The 19,883-nt window shown below is 54.5% G+C and carries 18 protein-coding genes and 1 riboswitch; of the genes, 10 read left to right on the top strand and 8 right to left on the bottom strand.

Annotated features, from left to right (window positions below; translation table 11 throughout):
* Window positions 1-67: 67 nt before the first annotated feature.
* Entirely contained in the window at window positions 68-940 is an 873-nt protein-coding gene (gene rluF / locus KCR01S_RS14380) for a 23S rRNA pseudouridine(2604) synthase RluF (protein WP_061283388.1), read from the top strand.
* On the opposite strand, the gene KCR01S_RS14375 is transcribed toward rluF, so the two are convergent.
* From KCR01S_RS14375 to lysC, 3 genes are all read right to left on the bottom strand, one after another.
* On the bottom strand, window positions 937-1,209 hold the full coding sequence (locus tag KCR01S_RS14375) for a YjbD family protein (RefSeq protein WP_052281808.1): 273 nt from the start codon (window positions 1,207-1,209) through the stop codon (window positions 937-939). The two genes, rluF and KCR01S_RS14375, sit on opposite strands and share 4 nt — an antisense overlap.
* Before the next feature lie 101 nt (window positions 1,210-1,310).
* Window positions 1,311-2,237, bottom strand: coding sequence for a ketopantoate/pantoate/pantothenate transporter PanS (gene panS / locus KCR01S_RS14370; RefSeq protein ID WP_061283387.1), 927 nt, complete (start codon window positions 2,235-2,237; stop codon window positions 1,311-1,313).
* 336 nt (window positions 2,238-2,573) lie between these two features.
* A complete protein-coding gene (lysC, locus tag KCR01S_RS14365) occupies window positions 2,574-3,923 on the bottom strand; it encodes a lysine-sensitive aspartokinase 3 (RefSeq protein ID WP_061283386.1) in 1,350 nt (449 codons plus the stop codon).
* Between the two features lie 114 nt (window positions 3,924-4,037).
* Window positions 4,038-4,235: riboswitch (Lysine riboswitch) on the bottom strand.
* Window positions 4,236-4,479: 244 nt separating this feature from the next.
* Between lysC and pgi the strand changes: the two genes are divergently transcribed.
* The 5 genes from pgi (at window position 4,480) to KCR01S_RS14340 (ending at window position 10,248) form a co-directional block, all read left to right on the top strand.
* Window positions 4,480-6,129, top strand: coding sequence for a glucose-6-phosphate isomerase (gene pgi, locus KCR01S_RS14360; RefSeq protein ID WP_061283385.1), 1,650 nt, complete (start codon window positions 4,480-4,482; stop codon window positions 6,127-6,129).
* 339 nt (window positions 6,130-6,468) lie between these two features.
* Window positions 6,469-6,714, top strand: a complete 246-nt coding sequence (gene yjbE / locus KCR01S_RS14355) for an exopolysaccharide production protein YjbE (protein WP_061283384.1) — start codon at window positions 6,469-6,471, stop codon at window positions 6,712-6,714.
* A 62-nt stretch (window positions 6,715-6,776) separates the two neighbouring features.
* The gene (locus KCR01S_RS14350; RefSeq protein WP_061283383.1) at window positions 6,777-7,415 is read left to right on the top strand and encodes a YjbF family lipoprotein; all 639 of its coding nucleotides are present in this window, start codon (window positions 6,777-6,779) and stop codon (window positions 7,413-7,415) included.
* Complete coding sequence (locus tag KCR01S_RS14345) at window positions 7,412-8,152, top strand: capsule biosynthesis GfcC family protein (RefSeq protein WP_156478765.1); 741 nt, start codon at window positions 7,412-7,414, stop codon at window positions 8,150-8,152. The genes KCR01S_RS14350 and KCR01S_RS14345 overlap by 4 nt, the downstream gene beginning before the upstream one ends.
* A complete protein-coding gene (locus KCR01S_RS14340) occupies window positions 8,152-10,248 on the top strand; it encodes a YjbH domain-containing protein (RefSeq protein ID WP_061283381.1) in 2,097 nt (698 codons plus the stop codon). The genes KCR01S_RS14345 and KCR01S_RS14340 overlap by 1 nt, the downstream gene beginning before the upstream one ends.
* A 45-nt stretch (window positions 10,249-10,293) precedes the next feature.
* Here the strand turns inward: KCR01S_RS14340 and KCR01S_RS14335 are convergent, their stop codons facing one another.
* On the bottom strand, window positions 10,294-10,749 hold the full coding sequence (locus KCR01S_RS14335) for an acyltransferase (RefSeq protein WP_061283380.1): 456 nt from the start codon (window positions 10,747-10,749) through the stop codon (window positions 10,294-10,296).
* A 9-nt stretch (window positions 10,750-10,758) separates the two neighbouring features.
* On the bottom strand, window positions 10,759-11,268 hold the full coding sequence (locus KCR01S_RS14330; protein ID WP_061283379.1) for a GNAT family N-acetyltransferase: 510 nt from the start codon (window positions 11,266-11,268) through the stop codon (window positions 10,759-10,761).
* 203 nt (window positions 11,269-11,471) lie between these two features.
* Here KCR01S_RS14330 and psiE point away from each other — a divergent pair, with 203 nt between their 5' ends.
* On the top strand, window positions 11,472-11,882 hold the full coding sequence (gene psiE, locus KCR01S_RS14325) for a phosphate-starvation-inducible protein PsiE (RefSeq protein WP_061283378.1): 411 nt from the start codon (window positions 11,472-11,474) through the stop codon (window positions 11,880-11,882).
* Between the two features lie 109 nt (window positions 11,883-11,991).
* Here the strand turns inward: psiE and malG are convergent, their stop codons facing one another.
* The 3 genes from malG to malE all read right to left on the bottom strand — a co-directional run bounded on the left by malG (window position 11,992) and on the right by malE (window position 15,787).
* Complete coding sequence (malG, locus tag KCR01S_RS14320) at window positions 11,992-12,882, bottom strand: maltose ABC transporter permease MalG (RefSeq protein ID WP_061283377.1); 891 nt, start codon at window positions 12,880-12,882, stop codon at window positions 11,992-11,994.
* Window positions 12,883-12,930: 48 nt separating this feature from the next.
* Window positions 12,931-14,475, bottom strand: coding sequence for a maltose ABC transporter permease MalF (gene malF / locus KCR01S_RS14315; protein ID WP_061283376.1), 1,545 nt, complete (start codon window positions 14,473-14,475; stop codon window positions 12,931-12,933).
* A gap of 121 nt (window positions 14,476-14,596) precedes the next feature.
* Complete coding sequence (gene malE, locus KCR01S_RS14310; protein ID WP_061283375.1) at window positions 14,597-15,787, bottom strand: maltose/maltodextrin ABC transporter substrate-binding protein MalE; 1,191 nt, start codon at window positions 15,785-15,787, stop codon at window positions 14,597-14,599.
* A 370-nt stretch (window positions 15,788-16,157) separates the two neighbouring features.
* Here malE and malK point away from each other — a divergent pair, with 370 nt between their 5' ends.
* The 3 genes from malK (at window position 16,158) to malM (ending at window position 19,760) form a co-directional block, all read left to right on the top strand.
* Window positions 16,158-17,267: a maltose/maltodextrin ABC transporter ATP-binding protein MalK gene (gene malK, locus KCR01S_RS14305; RefSeq protein ID WP_061283374.1), complete on the top strand. Its 1,110-nt coding sequence runs from the start codon at window positions 16,158-16,160 to the stop codon at window positions 17,265-17,267.
* Between the two features lie 102 nt (window positions 17,268-17,369).
* Complete coding sequence (locus KCR01S_RS14300) at window positions 17,370-18,707, top strand: maltoporin (RefSeq protein WP_061283373.1); 1,338 nt, start codon at window positions 17,370-17,372, stop codon at window positions 18,705-18,707.
* Between the two features lie 114 nt (window positions 18,708-18,821).
* On the top strand, window positions 18,822-19,760 hold the full coding sequence (malM, locus tag KCR01S_RS14295) for a maltose operon protein MalM (RefSeq protein ID WP_061283372.1): 939 nt from the start codon (window positions 18,822-18,824) through the stop codon (window positions 19,758-19,760).
* The last annotated feature ends 123 nt before the right edge of the window (window positions 19,761-19,883 follow it).

Below are 19,883 nucleotides of genomic sequence, written 5' to 3'. Positions count from 1 at the left end.
TGATTTCCGGCGGACTCTTTTTCCTCACCGCCAAGGTGAGGTATATTTCGCTTTTACAGGAGAATTTATGCTGCCAGACTCATCAACCCGATTAAATAAATACATCAGCGAAAGCGGGATTTGCTCACGCCGTGAGGCCGATCGCTATATCGAACAAGGTAACGTGTTCCTTAACGGCAAGCGCGCCACGATTGGCGATCAGGTGAAGCCGGGCGATGTGGTGAAGGTTAACGGTCAGTTGATTGAGCCGCGGGAAGCGGATGATTTAGTGCTGATTGCGCTAAACAAACCTGTCGGCATTGTGAGTACCACGGAAGACGGCGAGCGCGACAACATTGTTGATTTCGTCAACCACAGCAAGCGTATCTTCCCGATCGGCCGCCTGGACAAAGACTCGCAGGGGCTGATTTTCCTGACCAACCACGGCGATCTGGTGAACAAGATCCTGCGTGCCGGTAACGATCACGAAAAAGAGTATCTGGTGACGGTAGATAAGCCGGTGACCGATGACTTTATTCGTGGGATGGGGGCGGGCGTGCCGATTCTGGGTACGGTGACCAAGAAGTGCAAGGTGAAGAAAGAGGCGCCGTTCGTCTTCCGAATCACTCTGGTTCAGGGGCTGAACCGCCAGATTCGCCGCATGTGCGAACATTTTGGTTTTGAAGTCACCAAGCTTGAACGTACGCGCATCATGAACGTCAGCCTGGCCGGGATCCCGCTGGGGGAATGGCGCGATTTGACCGATGACGAGCTTATCGATCTCTTCAAGTTGATTGAGGGGTCATCGTCGGAAGCCAAACCAAAACCGAAGGCCAAGCCGAAAACCGCGGGCATTAAGCGTCCGGTGGTGAAGATGGAAAAAACCAACGAAAAACCCGCGCGCCCGGCGTCGAACGGTAAACGCTTCGTGTCACCGGGGCGTAAAAAGAAAGGGCGTTAACGTCTACCGCGCGTCGGCGTATTCGCCGACCACGAAAATGAACTTTCGGTATCCGGCTTATAAGCCTGCTTCTTCTTCAACTGGCGGGCTTTTTTGGCTTCGGCTTCTCGTTCTACCATCAGCTTATCGATGTACTCCTTTTTCACGCTATTGGTTTCTGCGTTGGTGAGCAGGCGGCCATGCGCGATGCGCGCGCGGTCGAGCAGCGTTTTCAGTTCACGCTGTTCGCGCTCGGTCATCTCTTTTTGCGTAATGCGGGGGAGTGCCATAGGGGTGCCCTCTATCGGATGGTTTACCCAGTGTACGGCAAAGCGGCGGGAATTCGACAGGGAATTATCGCCCGTTCGTGAAGTCCCGAACGGGCTGTGCGTTATTTGCGCTTTTTATTTTCGATAGGCTTGCCGGACCAGTAACCCGCCAACAGCGAGCCGGACAGGTTATGCCAAACTGAGAACAGCGCGCCGGGCAGCGCGGCCAGCGGCCCAAAGTAGATTTTGCCTAAGGCAGCTGCCAGCCCGGAGTTCTGCATTCCGACTTCAATCGCCAGCGTTCGGCAGGTGGACTCATCAAAGCCGAACAGTCGACCACCCCAGTAACCGCCGAGTAGGCCGATGGTGTTATGCAGAATCACCGCGATAATGACCACAAAACCTACCGAAGCGATATGCGATGCGGATCCGGCCACCACGGCGCTGATGATCGCCAGAATGCAGACCATAGAGAATGCCGGCAGATAAGGTTCAACCGCCTTCACGACGCGCGGGAACAGGTGATGAATCACCAGGCCCAGTGCAATCGGGATCACCACAATTTGCAGAATACTCAGTAGCATACCCATCACATCGACCTGAATATGCGCATCGACGTACAGACGGGTGAGCAGCGGCGTGGCGACAACGCCAACCAGGGTGGAGACGGAAGAGATCGTCACTGACAGCGCGACATCCCCTTTCGCCAGATAGATCATCACGTTAGATGCCGTACCGCTGGCGACGCTGCCGACCAGCACCATTCCGGCGGAAAGCTCCGGCGGCATATGGAATGCCAGGGCCAGCAGCCAGGCGGCGAGCGGCATCACCAGGTAGTGCAGAAAAATCCCCGCCGCGACCGGGGCCGGGCGTGACAGTACGCGTTTAAAATCGTCCACTTTCAGGTGCACGCCCATACCGAACATAATCAGCATTAGCAGTGAAGGCACCAGCGGACCAATCGGCGTGAAGGTTGACGGCGTGAAGTAGGCAATAACAGAAAGCAGCAGCGCCCATAACGGGAACAGCCGGGTGAGAACGGCGAGCATATTGTATTCCTTGCGATTTATACACTTCTTCCTTCAAGCTGCTTGTACGTTGGCTGCGCGCTCTCATCCCAGTCGCGTACTTATGTACGCTCCCGGGGGATTAATGAGGGACATCTATGTCCCTCACCAGAGGCCAGCCTTCGGCTGGTCAAATTCGCTCCTGACGAATTTGTCGCTTGCCTGCCGCGTTACTCGCCTTACAGCCTCGCCCCTTCGGGGCCAGCGCAAGCGTGTTGCGAATCAACTTGAATGATTTTGTGTCTATTGATGTTGTGTTGTTATAAAAAAGCCGGGTTCGAGCCCGGCTATAGTTATTGTTTATCGCGTGCTGAAATATTATTCAAATAAATTATGGTGAAGTTTCTGCACCACCTGCTCCGCTTCCGCACCCGGCACCAGGAAACACAGGTTATGGCTGGATGCGCCGTAGCAAATCATGCGGATGTTGAACGGTTCCAGAACGCCAAATACCTCTTTGCCCACGCCGCAGGCTTTTGACAGGTCGTTGCCAATCAGCGCGACCAGCGCCAGATTCTCTTCCACTTCAACGCGGCACAGCGCCGACAGTTCCATCAGCAGGGACTGCGTTAGCAGCGTATCGCCGGTGGAGGTAGAGCCGGTGGTATCGAGCGTTAACGCCACGCTCACTTCCGAGGTGGTAATCAAATCTACGGAGATATTGTGGCGCGCCAGAATGCCGAATACTTCTGCAAGGAAGCCGCGGGAGTGCAGCATATTCAGGCTGTGCAGGGTCAGCAGCGTTTGTTTACGACGCAGCGCCAGCGCACGGAACAGCGGCGGGTTAGCGGTTTCATTGCACACCAGCGTACCGCCCGCTTTCGGGTCTTTGCTGGAGCCGACGAATACTGGGATATCGCTGCGCACGGCCGGCAGCAGCGTAGCCGGGTGCAGGACTTTCGCGCCAAAGGTCGCAAGCTCAGCGGCCTCTTCAAAGGCAATTTCATCAATGCGTTTTGCTGCTGGCACTACGCGCGGGTCGGTGGTGTAGATACCCGGTACATCGGTCCAGATATCGACGCGAGTAGCGTGCAGCGCTTCGCCAAGCAGGGCTGCGGTGTAGTCGCTACCGCCGCGACCCAGCGTGGTGGTGCGGCCTTTGCTTTCGCTCCCGATAAAGCCCTGGGTAATGATCAGCCCTTCGCTCAGACGTGGCGCCAGTAGCTGGGTTGCCAGCTCAGACAGTGCGGCAACATCCGGTTCGGCGCGGCCGAATCGATCGCTGGTACGCATCACTTTACGCACGTCAAACCACTGTGCCTGAACGCGACGTTCGCGCAGGATTTCCACAAATAGTAGGGTCGACATCAGCTCGCCGTGGCTGACCAGGTCGTCGGTCAGGGCGGTAGACGTTTCGCTCGCCGCGGTTTCTGCCAGAGCGGCCAGATTTTCCAGCAGACGTTCAATTTCATCGCGGATAACCGCTGGATTAGAGAGGCGCTCGAGGACGGCATACTGAATGGCGCGAATCGCATCGAGTTTAGCCTGGCGCTCGCTGGCTTCCAGGCCTTCAGCCAGGGCGACCAGCAGGTTGGTGACGCCCGCAGAGGCCGACAGCACAACAACGCGCACGCTGGCGTCAGAAAGCACCACGTCGGCGCTGCGGTTCATAGCATCAAAATCGGCTACGCTGGTTCCGCCAAATTTGGCGACTACTAATGCTGTCATAATAACCTCGTGTCAGGGGAGGGCTGACTTATCTGAGTCAGTCCAAATTATTCAGCCTTGGCACAAGGGAAGAGCGAAAGACGGGTGGGCGCAGAGCGATAAACAACTACGATTTCACCCAGAAGTGCTCCACCACTTGCGAAACGTGCGACTGCGAACGTTTCTGGTGACAACCCAGGGGATTCAGCCCCTGTAGCCGATGGTGAACGTAACCGGTAGTTCAGTCATCTCGGCGTTGCTCCCCTTCAGATGTTTTCACAGGACTGGTTCCTCAAACACCGTTTACCTGGGCAACGCGCCTCTTCTGGCCTGCGCGTGCGCAGGTAGTACGTTTATAAATAAAGGGTTAGCGGGTAGGTTGTCAACGTTGGGGTTATGCGGATTTTTCATGCAGCTGTGGCCCGTAGTAATCGGGCTTATAAAGACGATATTTTTGTCTGTTTTGTGCGCGATTTTGTCATCCGAAGGGGGGATAACATTAAAACCATCACAATTTTTTGTGACTGGCGCTACAATCGAGGACAGTTACGATTTTTAAATCAGAAGGGTATTGCTAATGAAAAACATCAACCCAACGCAGACCGCTGCGTGGCAGGCACTACAGAAACACTTCGATGAAATGAAGGACGTTACTATTGCGGAGCTGTTCGCCAAAGATGGTGACCGTTTTGCTAAGTTTTCCGCGACCTTCGACGATCAGATGCTGGTCGATTTCTCTAAAAACCGCATCACCGAAGAGACGCTGGCGAAGCTGCTGGATCTGGCCAAAGAGACCGATCTGAGCGGTGCTATCAAGTCCATGTTCTCGGGCGAAAAGATCAACCGCACCGAAGACCGTGCCGTACTGCACGTCGCGCTGCGTAACCGTAGCAATACCCCGATTGTGGTTGATGGCAAAGACGTGATGCCAGAAGTGAATGCGGTGCTGGAGAAAATGAAGTCGTTCTCCGAAGCGATCATCTCCGGTCAGTGGAAAGGCTATACCGGTAAAGCGATCACCGACGTGGTGAACATCGGTATCGGCGGCTCCGACCTGGGTCCATTCATGGTGACCGAAGCGCTGCGTCCGTACAAAAACCATCTCAATATGCACTTCGTTTCTAACGTCGATGGTACCCACATCGCTGAAACGCTCAAGACGCTGAACCCAGAAACCACCCTGTTCCTGGTGGCTTCCAAAACCTTTACCACTCAGGAGACCATGACCAACGCCCACAGCGCGCGCGACTGGTTCCTGGCGAGTGCGGTAGACCAGAAGCACGTGGCGAAACACTTCGCGGCGCTGTCTACCAACGGTAAAGCGGTGTCTGAGTTTGGTATCGATACTGCCAACATGTTTGAATTCTGGGACTGGGTTGGTGGCCGCTACTCTCTGTGGTCGGCGATTGGTCTGTCGATCATCCTGTCCGTTGGCTTTGACAACTTTGTACAGCTGCTGTCCGGCGCCCATGCGATGGACAAACACTTCTCCACCACGCCGGCTGAGAAAAACCTGCCGGTACTGCTGGCGCTGATTGGCATCTGGTACAACAATTTTTATGGCACTGAAACTGAAGCGATTCTGCCGTACGATCAGTACATGCACCGCTTTGCTGCGTACTTCCAGCAGGGCAACATGGAGTCCAACGGTAAGTACGTTGACCGTAACGGCAACAAAGTGGCACACCAGACTGGCCCAATCATCTGGGGCGAGCCGGGTACCAACGGCCAGCACGCGTTTTACCAGCTGATTCACCAGGGGACGAAAGTGGTGCCGTGCGATTTCATCGCTCCGGCTATTACCCACAACCCGCTGACCGACCACCATCCGAAACTGCTGTCTAACTTCTTCGCGCAGACCGAAGCGCTGGCGTTCGGCAAATCTCGTGAAGTGGTTGAGCAGGAATATCGTGACCAGGGTAAAGATCCGGCTACGCTGGACTACGTGGTGCCGTTTAAAGTGTTCGAAGGCAACCGTCCGACCAACTCCATCCTGCTGCGTGAAATCACGCCTTACAGCCTGGGTGCACTGATCGCACTGTACGAACACAAAATCTTCACTCAGGGCGCCATCCTGAACATCTTTACCTTCGACCAATGGGGCGTAGAGCTGGGTAAACAGCTGGCTAACCGCATCCTGCCGGAGCTGAATGATGATAAAGCGATCGATAGCCACGACAGCTCGACTAACGGTCTGATTAACCGTTATAAGTCCTGGCGCGCGTAAGGTTATATATTCTCAATGCCGGCTTGATGCCGGCATTTTTTTTGTCAGATAATTCTGCTTATTCCTGAAATTTGCCTAATATTGGCATTGAGCATAATCCTAAATATCCATTCAACTTACCTTCTCTTTCGGAATAACCGTATATTGCTATTTTTTAATTAATAAATAAGCATATGTTTTTAAATGTTATATTTATTTCGTGTTATTGCTTTTGCTTATTATCCTAAAGTGCCCCTGTCTATTTTTCCTGCGCCAAATCTATTCATTTGGTTGTGTATACTCGATGACGCCTGAATTCTCTTGGGCAAATATCCATTCATTCATTGAAGGGAAATTGTTATGAAGAAAATCCTCTATGGCATTTTTGCCATTTCGGCGTTTGCTGCGGCAAGCGCTAGCGCAGCACCGATTGAAACCGGTGAAGCGGCTGGCGTCGCTGCAACGTCCGTGTCTGCCGGGAGTTCAACCGCCACCAGCGCCAGCACCGCAGGCTCTGCTGTCGGTATGGCGCTGGCAGCGGCTGGCGGTGACGGTTCCAATACCGGGACCACCACCACCACCAGCACGACCACCAGTACCCAGTAATTAAAGGTACGTTAATTCTAACCACACTTCGGTGTGGTTATTTCGCCCCCTGGAGAAGCGTCGTGAAGCGACTTTTTATCCCTCTTTTATGCCTGCTGCTTCAGGCGTGTTCACCCAGCACCAAGGGGCTGGGGCACTCGCTTTGGGAGAGCGTCTGGGGCTCGCCGGGCGTACAGATGACCGACGACGATATCCAGAATATGCCGTATGCCAGCCAATATATGCAGCTTAACGGTGGACCGCAGATTTTTGTGGTGCTGGCGTTCTCGGAAAACGGTCAGCAGAAATGGCTGACTCAGGACCAGGCAATGTTAGTGACTCAGCATGGGCGGCTGGTGAAAACGCAGCTCAAGGGCGACAACCTGCTCACGGTGAACAACCTCGATAACGATCCCTTGAACCATGCCAATCAAATTACCGATGGCGCCACCTGGACGCGGACGATGGGCTGGACCGAGCATCAACAGGTGCGCTACGCCACGGCAAAATCCACCTTCCGCTGGGACGGTAGCGATACGCTGACCATGGCGGGAACGCAAACGGCGGTTCGCGTGCTGGAGGAAGAGGTCAGCACTTCCGAAACCCATTGGCGTAATCGCTACTGGGTGGATAGCGAAGGGCAGATCCGACAATCACAGCAGTACCTGGGGGCGGGGACTTTCCCGGTTAACACCACGCTTATCAAGGCGGCGAAATCATGAATAAAACGCTTATTGCTGCCGCTATCGTCACTCTTATTTCTTCTGCCAGCGCCCTGGCCGCAGGCACCGTTGAGGTGCATCAGGCGGGCGTGGCGAAACCGCTCACGTTAACGAACGCCGAGCGGCTGGCGGATTTAGTCGGGCAGCCACGGCTGGCGGGAAGCTGGTGGCCTGGCGCCGTGATTACTACGCCGCAGGCGACTGAGCAGGCTATGCGTGAACACCAGGAGCTGTTGGCGCAACTGAGTGCGCTGGCGAAGGACGAAGTCGGTAGCGACGCGGCGGCCATCAATGCACTGCGCAATCAGCTGCAGGCGATGCCGGTGACCGGGCGTCTACAGGTGCCGCTCGACCCGGATATCGTACGTGTCCACAGCCAAAATAATCCACCGTTACAGGGGAAATACACGCTTTGGCTTGGGCAAGAACCCTCAACGATTACGCGTGTTGGGCTGGTGGATAAACCGGGGAACATCACGTTTACGCCGGGGAAAGATGTCGCGAGCTATCTCGACGATACCCATTTGCTCAGCGGTGCGGACCGTAGCTACGCCTGGGTGGTTTATCCGGATGGGCGCACGCAGAAAGCGCCGGTCGCTTACTGGAATAAACGTCATATAGAACCCATGCCCGGCAGCATTCTTTTTGTCGGCTTTGCTGACTCGTTGTGGACGAATAAATACGAGGCGCTCAACGCCGCCATTCTTCGCTCCTTGTCGCAGCGGAGACCTGAATAATGAAAAAAAACTGTCTGTATAGCCTGCTTGCCCTGGCGGTGAGCGCGGCCTGCCATGCAGAAACCTATCCGGCGCCGATTGGCCCGTCACAATCGGACTTCGGTGGCGTCGGCCTGTTGCAAACTCCGACGGCGCGTATGGCGCGTGAGGGTGAGTTCAGCCTCAACTATCGCGATAACGATCAATACCGCTATTACTCCGCTTCGGCCCAACTGTTCCCGTGGCTGGAAACTACCCTGCGCTACACCGACGTGCGTACTAAAGAGTACAGCAGCGTGGAGTCATTTTCGGGCTCACAAACCTATAAAGATAAAGCCTTCGACGTGAAGCTACGCCTATGGGAGGAGAGTTACTGGCTACCGCAGGTCGCCGTGGGGGCGCGTGATATCGGCGGTACTGGGCTGTTTGATTCGGAATATGTCGTGGCCAGCAAAGCCTGGGGGCCATTTGATTTCTCGCTCGGTTTAGGCTGGGGCTACCTGGGGACCAGCGGCAACGCCACCAATCCGTTTTGTTCGTACAGCGATAAATACTGCTACCGCGATAACAGCTATCGCAAAGCGGGCTCGGTTGATGGTAGCCAGATGTTCCACGGCCCAGCGGCGTGGTTCGGCGGTATTGAATACCAGACGCCGTGGCAGCCGCTGCGTCTGAAGCTGGAATATGAGGGCAACAATTACCAGCAGGACTTTGCCGGTAAAATTGAGCAAAAGAGCAAGTTTAACGTCGGCGCCATTTATCGCGTCACCGATTGGGCCGACGTGAACCTTAGCTATGAGCGCGGCAACACCGTGATGTTTGGTTTTACTTTGCGCACCAACTTTAACGATCTGCGCCCGTCCTATAATGACAACGCGCGGCCGACTTACCGCCCGCAGCCGCAGGATGCGATCCTTCAGCACTCGGTGGTGGCGAATCAGCTGACCATGCTGAAGTACAACGCCGGATTTGCCGCGCCGAATATGCAGGTAAAAGGCGATACGCTGTACGTGACCGGCGAGCAGGTGAAATATCGGGACTCGCGTGAAGGGATCGAACGGGCCAATCGGATCGTGATGAACGATCTTCCTGATGGGATCCGCACGATCCGCATTACCGAAACTCGCCTCAACCTGCCGGAAGTGACTACCGAAACGGACGTGGCCAGCCTCAAGCGCCATCTGGAAGGTGAGCCGTTAGGCCAGGAAACATCGCTGGTGCAAAAACGCATGGCGCCGGTAGTGCCGGAGAAAACCGAGCAGGGGTGGTATATCGATAAATCCCGCTTCGATTTCCATCTTGATCCGGTGCTGAGCCAGTCGATTGGCGGGCCAGAAAGCTTCTACATGTATCAGATCGGCGTAATGGGTACCGCGGATTGGTGGGTTACCGATCACCTGCTGACCAGCGGCAGCGTGTTCGCCAATATCGCCAACAACTACGACAAGTTTAACTACACCAACCCGCCGAACGACTCGGCGCTGCCGCGCGTACGTACGCACATCCGTGAATACGTTGAGAACGATGTCTATGTGAATAACCTGCAGGCCAACTACTTCCAGTATCTGGGGAATGATTTCTACGGCCAGGTCTACGGCGGCTATCTGGAAACCATGTACGGCGGTGCGGGGGCGGAAGTACTTTACCGTCCGGTTGACAGTAACTGGGCGTTTGGCCTGAACGCTAACTACGTGAAGCAGCGTGACTGGCGCAGCGCGCAGGACATGATGAAGTTCACCGATTACAGCGTCAAAACCGGGCATCTCACCGCTTACTGGACGCCGTCGTTTGCCCAGGACGTGCTGGTGAAAGCCAGCGTAGGTCAGTATCTGGCCGGTGATAAAGGCGGCACGCTGGATATCTCGAAGCACTTTGACAGCGGTATCGTTGTGGGGGCTTATGCCACAATCACTAACGTTTCGGCGGATGAATACGGCGAAGGGGAATTCACCAAAGGGGTATATGTGAATATCCCAATGGACCTCTTCACCTCTGGCCCAACTCGCAGCAGGGCTTCCGTCGGCTGGACGCCGCTGACGCGAGACGGTGGACAGATGCTGGGACGTAAGTTTGAGCTCTACAGCATGACCGGCGATAAGAGCCAGAACTTCCGCTAACGGGTGATTGCCGATAGCTGACCCGGCTATCGGCAATCCGCTTGGCTATAAACGGCGTAGCAGGCGGGCCGGGTTCCCGGCATAAACCCCTTTTTCGGTTATCGAGCGGGTCACAACGCTGCCTGCACCGATCACCACGCCGTCGCAAATCGACACGGCCAGAATCGTGGCCCCGCTGCCGATGGAGACATTATCACCAAGCGTAATTCGTCCCCAGTTATCGCGGTCGGCATCGGGTTTTCCCTCGCGGAACATATCGTTTGCGAACATCACGCCGTGGCCAATAAAGCAGTGGCTGCCAATGGTGACGTATTCGCAGATAAAGGTATGCGACTGGATTTTGCTGTTGTCGCCGATCCAACTGTTGCCCTGAATTTCAACGAAGGGCCCGACAAACACGTTGTTGCCTAGCGTGCAGTCGTAGAGATTGCTTGGCTCGTAGATAACGACATTGTCGCCGCGAGTAACGTTACGAATCTCGGTATGACGAAAAGCGCTCATCGTGTCCTCTTAAAGCATTTTGGCCAGTATATTCAAGGTACTGGTTTGCGTCGCGGTAGTGAAGGTGATGTCCTTAATGTGTTTCATACCCAGGCGCTGATAAAATCGGCGGGCGCGAGGGTTATCGGCCAGGACTTCCAGCCACAGATGCGTTTCTTCCGATGCTTTTGACTGCCCACTCACCTCAGAAAAAATCTGCTCACCGTAGTTTTTCCCCGTCTCACCCGGCATGAGATAGAGCTTGTGCAGTAGGGTGCCGATAATATTGTCCGACTCAATGCGCTGTTGTCGCGTGTACTTAGCAAAACCAACCGGTTCCCCTGCGGAGGCAATGAGCCAGACGCAGTTGGCGGTGGATAGCGAGCGTTGTAGCGCCGCCTCGCCATATTCCTCCGTCAGAAAATGCGCCAGCTCATCGGGATTTTTCCACAAATGCGCGAAATGATGGCGGTAGCTGGTGATAGCCATATGTTGTAACAACGGAATATCGTCGGGGGTTGCACGGCGAATATGAAGCATGTCTCGTACCTTCAAAGCACAAAATCAGCGGTAATTGTGCCAGTACGCGGTGCGATTCGGTAATTTGCCGGGAAATAATGTGCGCGAGCGCAGGGTTGCCGTGCTGTTGAGATTGGTGATGATTCCAGTACGATAAAAAACTAGATCTAGATCACGTTTTTGCGCTATACAAAGATCTCGGCCCAGCGAAAGAGGTGTTAGCTATGACGTCGCTATCTCGTCCACGCGTAGAGTTTATCTCCACCATTCTGCAGACCGTGTTGAATTTAGGGCTGCTCAGTCTTGGCCTGATCTTGGTGGTTTTTCTCGGTAAAGAGACGGTCCATCTGGCGGACGTGCTGTTCGCGCCGGAAAGCACCAGTAAGTATGCGCTGGTGGAAGGGCTGGTGGTCTATTTTCTCTATTTCGAATTTATCGCACTGATTGTGAAGTACTTCCAGTCAGGTTTTCACTTCCCGCTGCGCTACTTCGTCTATATCGGTATCACCGCGATTGTGCGGCTGATTATCGTCGATCATAAATCACCTTTGGACGTGCTGATTTACTCTGCCGCGATTTTGCTGCTGGTGATTACGCTGTGGTTGTGTAATTCGAAACGCTTAAAGCGAGAGTAGATTATCCCCGATGACAGCGAAAAAAAGGGCGCTCCGGAGAGCGCCAAACAGTCACAAGTTAGGGTTCTTGCAAGTTGAGGATGATAACAGTGGCATTTAACGATGAAACTTAGCCCTTCACGCCGCCGGCCGTGAGGCCGTTTACCAGCCAACGCTGCGCGAGCAGGAAGACCACGGTAATAGGGATGGCGGAAAGCACTGCCGCTGCGGCAAAGTCGCCCCACAGATAGTTTTGCGGGTTGAGGTATTGCTGCATACCTACGGCCAGGGTGTAGCTGTTCACATCACGCAGCAGCAGTGATGCAACCGGTACTTCGGTGATCGCGGCGATAAACGACAGGATAAATACCACCGCCAGAATCGGTACGGAAAGCGGCAGCAGCACCAGGCGGAACGCCTGCCACGGGGTTGCGCCATCCAGCGCAGCCGCTTCTTCCAGAGAGTTATCAATCGTTTCGAAGTAGCCTTTAATCGTCCACACGTGCAGCGCAATGCCACCGAGGTAGGCGAAGATGACTCCGCCGTGGGTGTTCAGGCCGATAAACGGAATGTACTGGCCCAAGCGGTCAAACAAGGCGTACAGCGCAACCAGTGACAGCACCGCCGGGAACATCTGGAAAATCAGCATCCCTTTCAGCAACGTCGCTTTCCCCGGGAAGCGCATACGAGCAAAAGCGTAGGCGCAGGTGGTGGAGAGCGTCACGATACCAATCGCGGTGATACCGGCGATTTTTACCGAGTTCCACAGCCACAGCAGTACCGGGAACGGCGGTGGCGTTACGCGGCCGTCGGCGTGTTCAACGCTAAAGCCCAGCGCCAGCTTCCAGTGCTCCCAGGAGATATTTTCTGGGATCAGGCTGCCCGTGGCGAAGTTACCTTCACGCAGGGAAATCGCGATAACCATCAGCAGCGGGAACATAATCGCCGCAATAAAAATGAGCAGCAGAAGGTGCGTGGTGAGAAGACGCAATTTCTGAGATTTCGGTTGTACCATAGCCATAATTTTCTTTACTCCTTGGCTGCGCCAATGACGCCAGGCCGTTCAGGCTTAATCAAACTTCATCCGCGTGGCTTTCAGGTTCACTATCGCAAGCGCACCGACCAGCAGGAAGATAAGCGTCGCAATTGCTGCCGCCAGACCAAAGTCCTGACCGCCGCCGCCTTCAAAGGCGATACGGTAGGTGTAGCTAACCAGCAGGTCGGTATAGCCAGCCGGCGTGGTGGTGCCGAGACGGTCCGGGCCGCCGTTGGTCAACAGCTGAATCAGGACGAAGTTGTTAAAGTTAAAGGCGAAGCTAGCGATCATCAGCGGCGTCAGCGGCTTAATCAGCAGCGGCAACGTGATCTTGAAGAAGTTCTGGAACGGCCCCGCGCCATCCATCGCCGACGCTTCGTACAGATCGTCCGGAATCGCCTTCAGCAGGCCCATGCACAGGATCATCATGTACGGATAGCCAAGCCAGGTGTTGACGATAACAATCATCGAACGGGCGGTGGTTGGGTCGCTGAACCAAGCCGGTTTGATACCAAACAGGGCGCTCAGCATCATGTTGATTTCACCGAAGCTTTGGTTGAACAGCCCTTTGAAAATCAGAATCGAAATGAACGACGGTACGGCATACGGCAGAATCAGCAGTACGCGGTAGATGGCTTTGCCTTTCAGAGATTCCCACTGGACGAGGCAGGCCAGAATCATGCCAACCGCAACGGTCAGAATGACCGTCAGCACGGAGAAGACCACCGTCCAGATAAAGATGGCGAAGAACGGCTTCTTGATGCCTTCATCGGTAAAGACGCGGGTGAAGTTATCCCAGCCGATGCTGACGGTGTAGCCCGGGCTCAGCTTTTCGCTGCCCCAACTGCCGTCGGCGTTGATGGTTTGATAAAACCCAATTTCGCTGTTTGGGCGATATTTGACGCCGCTTTGATTGTTGGTCAGCAGTCCGTCATCGGACAACGTATAGAGCGGCTGAGTGCCAGAGAACTGACGCAGCGAGCTCATAGTGACTTTACTTTCATCCGGCAGGACGGCGGTTAGCTGATTTAACGCCTGGCGGTTTTGGGTGATGACGCGCAGCGCCGCACGCTCACTGGTTGGCAGGGCGTCAGCTTCTTTCAACTGCAGTTTTTGTTCGCCGCCAAATTTAAAGGCGTCGGAAAGATAGTTTTTACCGCTTTCGCCGTCGGTGAGGGCCAGTTGCCACTCATCGCCCGCAGGATACAGACCAAAGTTATAGGTTTTACCTGCCTGATAGGAGCGGTCCATCAGGACTTCCTGAGCACGCTCGAAGGTGAGCTGGTTGGTGCTGCTGTAGTTGGTAAAGGCAATGGCAATCGTACAAACCAGTGGGAACAGAACGAACAGCCCCATTCCGGCCATACCAGGGTAAACGTAGCGCCAGGCGTAGGTTTTACGATTGGCGAAAATATACAGGCCCGCTGAACTCAAAATCAGCGTCATGATGGCGAACAGATATTCCCCTTGTGCATACATTAAAACAACAAGGTAACCCACCAGCAGGCCAAGCAGACCAACCACTGACCATTTCAGCGTGTCGCTTTGCCACCAATGTTTCTTTTTAATGACATCCATGGGGATCTTCCTCTACAACGATTGAACTTTTCTCCCTCTCCAGGGGAGGAGGGCCGGAGTAAGTTGATTGCGAACACAATCCTTACCCTAACCCCCTCCCTAAAGGAGAGGGGATAAAGCATTACTTGGTGATACGACCCTGTGCATCTTTCAGCGCAGCGTCAACGGTCTGACGACCGCTTGCTGCGTTGATCACAGCGGTACGAACGGCATACCAGAATGCGGACATCTGCGGGATGTTCGGCATGATTTCGCCTTTCTGGGCGTTATCCATGGTGGCCGCAATACGTGGGTCTTTCGCTAATTGATCCTGGAAGGATTTCAGTGCTACGGCGCCCAGCGGTTTGTCCTTGTTCACTTCATCCAGACCCTGATCGGTCAGCAGGTAGTTTTCGAGGAACTCTTTCGCCAGCTCTTTGTTCGGGCTCGCGGCGTTGATGCCGGCGCTCAGTACACCTACGAACGGTTTAGAGGCTTTACCTTTGAAGGTTGGCAGCAGCGTTACGCCGTAGTTCACCTTGCTCTTATCGATGTTGGACCATGCCCACGGACCGTTGATGGTCATCGCGGTATCGCCTTTGTTAAAGGCCGCTTCAGCGATGGAGTAATCGGTATCCGCGTTCATGTGTTTGTTTTTGATCAGGTCAACCAGGAAGGTCAGACCCGCTTTCGCGCCAGCGTTGTCCACGCCCACGTCTTTCACGTCGTACTTGCCGTTTTCAAACTTGAACGCATAACCACCGTCGGCGGCAATCAGTGGCCAGGTGAAGTACGGTTCTTGCAGGTTGAACATCAGCGCTGATTTGCCTTTCGCTTTCAGCGTTTTGTCCAGCGCAGGAATTTCTTCCCAGGTCTTCGGTGGGTTAGGAACGAGATCTTTGTTGTAAATCAGCGACAGCGCTTCAACTGCGATTGGGTAAGCAATCAGTTTGCCGTTGTAGCGAACCGCATCCCAAGTGAACGGGTAGAGTTTGTCCTGGAACGCTTTGTCAGGAGTGACTTCAGCCAGCAGGCCTGACTGTGCGTAGCCGCCAAAGCGGTCGTGCGCCCAGAAGATAATGTCCGGGCCATCGCCAGTGGCGGCAACCTGCGGGAATTTCTCTTCCAGCTTGTCCGGGTGTTCAACGGTGACTTTGATGCCGGTATCTTTTTCGAATTTCTTACCTACCTCGGCGAGGCCGTTATAGCCTTTGTCGCCGTTAATCCAGATAACCAGTTTTCCCTCTTCGATTTTTGCCAGGGCAGAGGCGGAAAACATCATCGTGGTCAATGCGGACAGCGCGAGGATGCGAGCGCCAGTTTTGATTTTCATATATCCCGTCCTTTTTGGTGATGTACTCGTGGATACACAGAGGTGGTTTAACGTCGATGAGTTTCCTTTTTTAGCAACCCCTTTCCATCCTCCTGGAGTCTACGCCCTAGGGGGTAATTGTGTGATCCTGGTAACAAAATTCCCGGTTATGAGTTCCAGCGCACAAAAAAAAGCGCCGTTTTTTGCAAGCCCCATCACGATCTTCGTCCCGATGAGATGTCAACGGGGGCAGAGCGTACCTTCTCATCCTCCCGCCTCCTCCCCCATAAAAAACCGGGGGGGTGGAGGATTCACCAAATTGATGGCTGTTGCATAGTCAGCCCATCTTGATTGTGTCTTTTGGTGACAAGTTGTAACGAGGGAGAAGGGCATGGCGAACGTACAGCTGCGCAATGTAACGAAAGCCTGGGGCGATGTGGTGGTGTCGAAAGATATCAACCTCGATATCCAGGAAGGGGAGTTCGTGGTGTTTGTCGGGCCATCAGGCTGCGGGAAATCAACCTTGCTGCGCATGATCGCGGGCCTCGAAACCATCACCAGCGGCGATCTGATGATCGGTGATACCCGCATGAACGACATCCCACCGGCCGAGCGCGGCGTGGGGATGGTCTTCCAGTCCTATGCGCTGTACCCCCACCTTTCCGTTGCTGAAAACATGTCCTTCGGTCTGAAGCTGGCCGGTGCCAAAAAAGAGGTGATCAACCAGCGCGTGACACAGGTTGCCGAAGTGCTGCAGTTAGCCCACCTGCTGGAGCGTAAGCCAAAGGCGCTTTCCGGCGGTCAGCGCCAGCGTGTCGCCATTGGCCGTACGCTGGTGGCAGAACCGCGCGTGTTCTTGCTGGATGAACCACTTTCTAACCTGGATGCCGCGCTGCGCGTTCAGATGCGTATTGAAATTTCCCGCCTGCACAAACGTCTGGGCCGCACGATGATTTACGTCACCCACGATCAGGTCGAAGCGATGACGCTGGCCGACAAAATCGTGGTGCTGGATGCCGGTCGCGTCGCGCAGGTAGGTAAACCGCTGGAGCTGTACCACTATCCGGCCGACCGTTTTGTTGCGGGCTTTATCGGCTCGCCAAAAATGAACTTCCTGCCGGTCAAAGTCACGGCGACCGCCATTGATCAGGTCCAGGTTGAACTGCCTAACCGCCAGCAAATCTGGTTACCGGTGGAGAGCAATAACGTCACCGTGGGAACCAACATGTCGCTAGGCATCCGTCCTGAACACCTGCTGCCTAGCCACATCGCCGATGTGACGCTGGAAGGCGTGGTGCACGTTGTTGAACAGCTTGGTCACGAAACACAAATTCATATCCAGATCCCCGCCATTCGTCAAAACCTGGTGTACCGCCAGAACGACGTGGTGTTGGTAGAAGAGGGTGCCACATTCGCCATCGGCTTGCCGCCAGAGCGTTGTCATCTGTTCCGTGAAGATGGCACCGCATGTCGTCGGCTGCATAAAGAACCCGGCGTTTAAGAGTCCCATAACAAAACAAGCATGAAGCCCTTACACCGCCAGCCATAAGGCGTTACCGGGTGGAATGTTAAAGAAAAGCAATGATCTCAGGAGATAGAATAGATGATTACTCTGCGCAAACTCCCCGTGGCGGTTGCCGTAGCAGCAGGCATTATGTCTGTTCAGGCAATGGCCGTAGATTTTCATGGCTACGCACGTTCCGGTATTGGCTGGACGGGTAGCGGTGGCGAACAACAGTGTTTCCAGGCAACCGGTGCTCAAAGTAAGTACCGTCTGGGTAACGAATGTGAAACCTACGCCGAATTGAAATTAGGCCAGGAAGTGTGGAAAGAGGGCGATAAGAGCTTCTACTTCGATACTAACGTGGCTTACTCCGTTGCACAGCAGAATGACTGGGAAGCGACTGACCCCGCTTTCCGTGAAGCAAACGTGCAGGGTAAAAACCTGATTGAATGGCTGCCAGGCTCCACCATCTGGGCCGGTAAGCGCTTCTACCAGCGTCATGACGTTCACATGATCGACTTCTACTACTGGGATATTTCAGGTCCTGGTGCCGGTATCGAAAACGTCGATCTGGGCTTCGGTAAACTGTCTCTGGCAGCGACCCGTTCTCAGGAAGCGGGTGGTTCTTACATCTTCACGAGTCAGAATACTTATGACAAATCTAAAGACACGGCGAACGACGTATTCGACGTACGTTTAGCCGGTCTGGAAACTAACCCAGACGGCGTGCTGGAATTAGGTGCTGACTACGGCCGTGCTAACCACACTGACGGCTATAGCTTTGCTGATAATGCGTCCAAAGATGGCTGGATGTTCACCGCTGAACACACCCAGAGCATGCTGAAGGGCTATAACAAGTTCGTGCTCCAGTACGCAACAGATGCTATGACCACGCAGGGCAAAGGTATTCCTCAGGGTACAAACAGCGCAAGCTCGTTCACCGTTGGCGGTATTACCTATCCTAACGTCGTGAATAACAATGGCGACATGTGGCGCGTTCTGGACCACGGTGCGATTTCACTGGGCGACAAATGGGACCTGATGTATGTCGGTATGTACCAGAATATCGACCTGGATAACAACCTGGGTACCGAATGGTACACCGTGGGTATTCGTCCAATGTACAAATGGACGCCAATCATGAGTACCCTGCTGGAAGTCGGCTACGACAACGTGAAATCTCAGCAGACTGGCGACCGTAACAACCAGTACAAAATCACCCTGGCACAGCAATGGCAGGCGGGCGACAGCATCTGGTCCCGTCCGGCAATTCGTGTCTTCGCAACCTATGCGAAGTGGGATGAGAACTGGGGTTATGTGAAAAATGGCGACAGCGTCTCCCGTTACGCGGTGTCTAGCAATTCCAACGTATCCAACACCAACCGTGGCGATAGCGATGAGTTCTCCTTCGGTGCACAGATGGAAATCTGGTGGTAATTCAGCACTAGCCTGATGTAACAACCGACGAGGGGCGCAAGCCCCTCTGTTCCTTGAGGTTTAGCGCGCTATTGCCTGGCCACCGCTAGATCGACGATTTTTGAGGTCATCATAATGAAAATGAAAAAAAGTCTCGTTGCTCTGTGCTTATCCGCGGGATTGCTGGCGAGCGTCCCGGGCATCAGCCTCGCTGACGTCAACTACGTGCCGCAAAATACCAGCGCCGCGCCAACCATTCCGACAGCTGACCTGCAGCAGCTCACCTGGACGCCGGTCGACCAATCTAAAGTGCAGTCCACACAGATTGCGGTGGGCGGGCAAACGCTTAACGTACCGGGTATTACCGGCAAAGTGGTGGCCTACAGCGTGCCGGCTAATATTGGCGAGCTAACGCTGACGCTGACCAGCGAAGTGAACAAACAAACCAACGTCTTTGCGCCGAATGTGTTGATTCTTGACCAGAATATGACTCCTTCGGCCTACTTCCCAAGCAGCTACTTTACCTACCAGGCACCGGGCGTGATGAGCGCTGACCGTCTGGAAGGCGAAATGCGCCTGACGCCGGCGCTGGGCCAGCAAAAACTCTACGTGCTGGTCTTCACGACGGAAAAAGATCTCCAGCAGACCACCACGCTGCTGGATCCGGCGAAGGCCTATGCCAAAGGGACAGGTAACGCGGTACCGGATATTCCTGATCCGGTGGCGAAACACACCACCGATGGCCTGGTGAAGCTGAAGGTGAAAACCAACAGCAGCTCCAGCGTACTGGTTGGCCCGCTGTTTGGTTCTTCCGGTCCAGTACCGGTAACCGTGGGTAATACTGCTGCACCAGCCTACGCAGCGCCTGTCGCCGCGCCGGTGGCAGCTCCAGCTCCGGCGGCAAAAGCCGAGCCGATGCTCAATGATACGGAAAGCTACTTCAACAACGGTATTAAACAGGCCGTGGCGAAAGGGGATATCGACAAGGCCCTGAAGCTGATGAATGAAGCCGAACGCCTGGGCTCTAAATCTGCTCGTTCCACCTTTATCGGCGCTGTAAAAGGCAAGGGGTAAGTTCTCCCCACAGCGCCGATGTTTAGGCGAAGCCTTTCGGTGTGCCCTTAGGGGCGCACCTTTTTTATACACCTCACTCCTCAGGCGGCTTTGGCGTTGGAGATGTTCCTGATGAGGTGTGCC

This window comes from Kluyvera cryocrescens NBRC 102467, assembly GCF_001571285.1.
Taxonomy (GTDB): domain Bacteria; phylum Pseudomonadota; class Gammaproteobacteria; order Enterobacterales; family Enterobacteriaceae; genus Kluyvera; species Kluyvera cryocrescens.
Note: the sequence above shows the minus strand (reverse complement) of the source record. Positions and strands in the feature narration are given on the sequence as shown.

Bases quoted from the DNA above. Each gene is read 5' to 3' on its own strand.
- rluF (WP_061283388.1), top strand. From the start codon at position 68: ATGCTGCCAGACTCATCAACCCGATTAAATAAATACATCAGCGAAAGC.
- KCR01S_RS14375 (WP_052281808.1), bottom strand. From the start codon at position 1,209: ATGGCACTCCCCCGCATTACGCAAAAAGAGATGACCGAGCGCGAACAG.
- panS (WP_061283387.1), bottom strand. From the start codon at position 2,237: ATGCTCGCCGTTCTCACCCGGCTGTTCCCGTTATGGGCGCTGCTGCTT.
- lysC (WP_061283386.1), bottom strand. From the start codon at position 3,923: ATGACAGCATTAGTAGTCGCCAAATTTGGCGGAACCAGCGTAGCCGAT.
- pgi (WP_061283385.1), top strand. From the start codon at position 4,480: ATGAAAAACATCAACCCAACGCAGACCGCTGCGTGGCAGGCACTACAG.
- yjbE (WP_061283384.1), top strand. From the start codon at position 6,469: ATGAAGAAAATCCTCTATGGCATTTTTGCCATTTCGGCGTTTGCTGCG.
- KCR01S_RS14345 (WP_156478765.1), top strand. From the start codon at position 7,412: ATGAATAAAACGCTTATTGCTGCCGCTATCGTCACTCTTATTTCTTCT.
- KCR01S_RS14340 (WP_061283381.1), top strand. From the start codon at position 8,152: ATGAAAAAAAACTGTCTGTATAGCCTGCTTGCCCTGGCGGTGAGCGCG.
- KCR01S_RS14335 (WP_061283380.1), bottom strand. From the start codon at position 10,749: ATGAGCGCTTTTCGTCATACCGAGATTCGTAACGTTACTCGCGGCGAC.
- KCR01S_RS14330 (WP_061283379.1), bottom strand. From the start codon at position 11,268: ATGCTTCATATTCGCCGTGCAACCCCCGACGATATTCCGTTGTTACAA.
- psiE (WP_061283378.1), top strand. From the start codon at position 11,472: ATGACGTCGCTATCTCGTCCACGCGTAGAGTTTATCTCCACCATTCTG.
- malG (WP_061283377.1), bottom strand. From the start codon at position 12,882: ATGGCTATGGTACAACCGAAATCTCAGAAATTGCGTCTTCTCACCACG.
- malF (WP_061283376.1), bottom strand. From the start codon at position 14,475: ATGGATGTCATTAAAAAGAAACATTGGTGGCAAAGCGACACGCTGAAA.
- malE (WP_061283375.1), bottom strand. From the start codon at position 15,787: ATGAAAATCAAAACTGGCGCTCGCATCCTCGCGCTGTCCGCATTGACC.
- malK (WP_061283374.1), top strand. From the start codon at position 16,158: ATGGCGAACGTACAGCTGCGCAATGTAACGAAAGCCTGGGGCGATGTG.
- KCR01S_RS14300 (WP_061283373.1), top strand. From the start codon at position 17,370: ATGATTACTCTGCGCAAACTCCCCGTGGCGGTTGCCGTAGCAGCAGGC.
- malM (WP_061283372.1), top strand. From the start codon at position 18,822: ATGAAAATGAAAAAAAGTCTCGTTGCTCTGTGCTTATCCGCGGGATTG.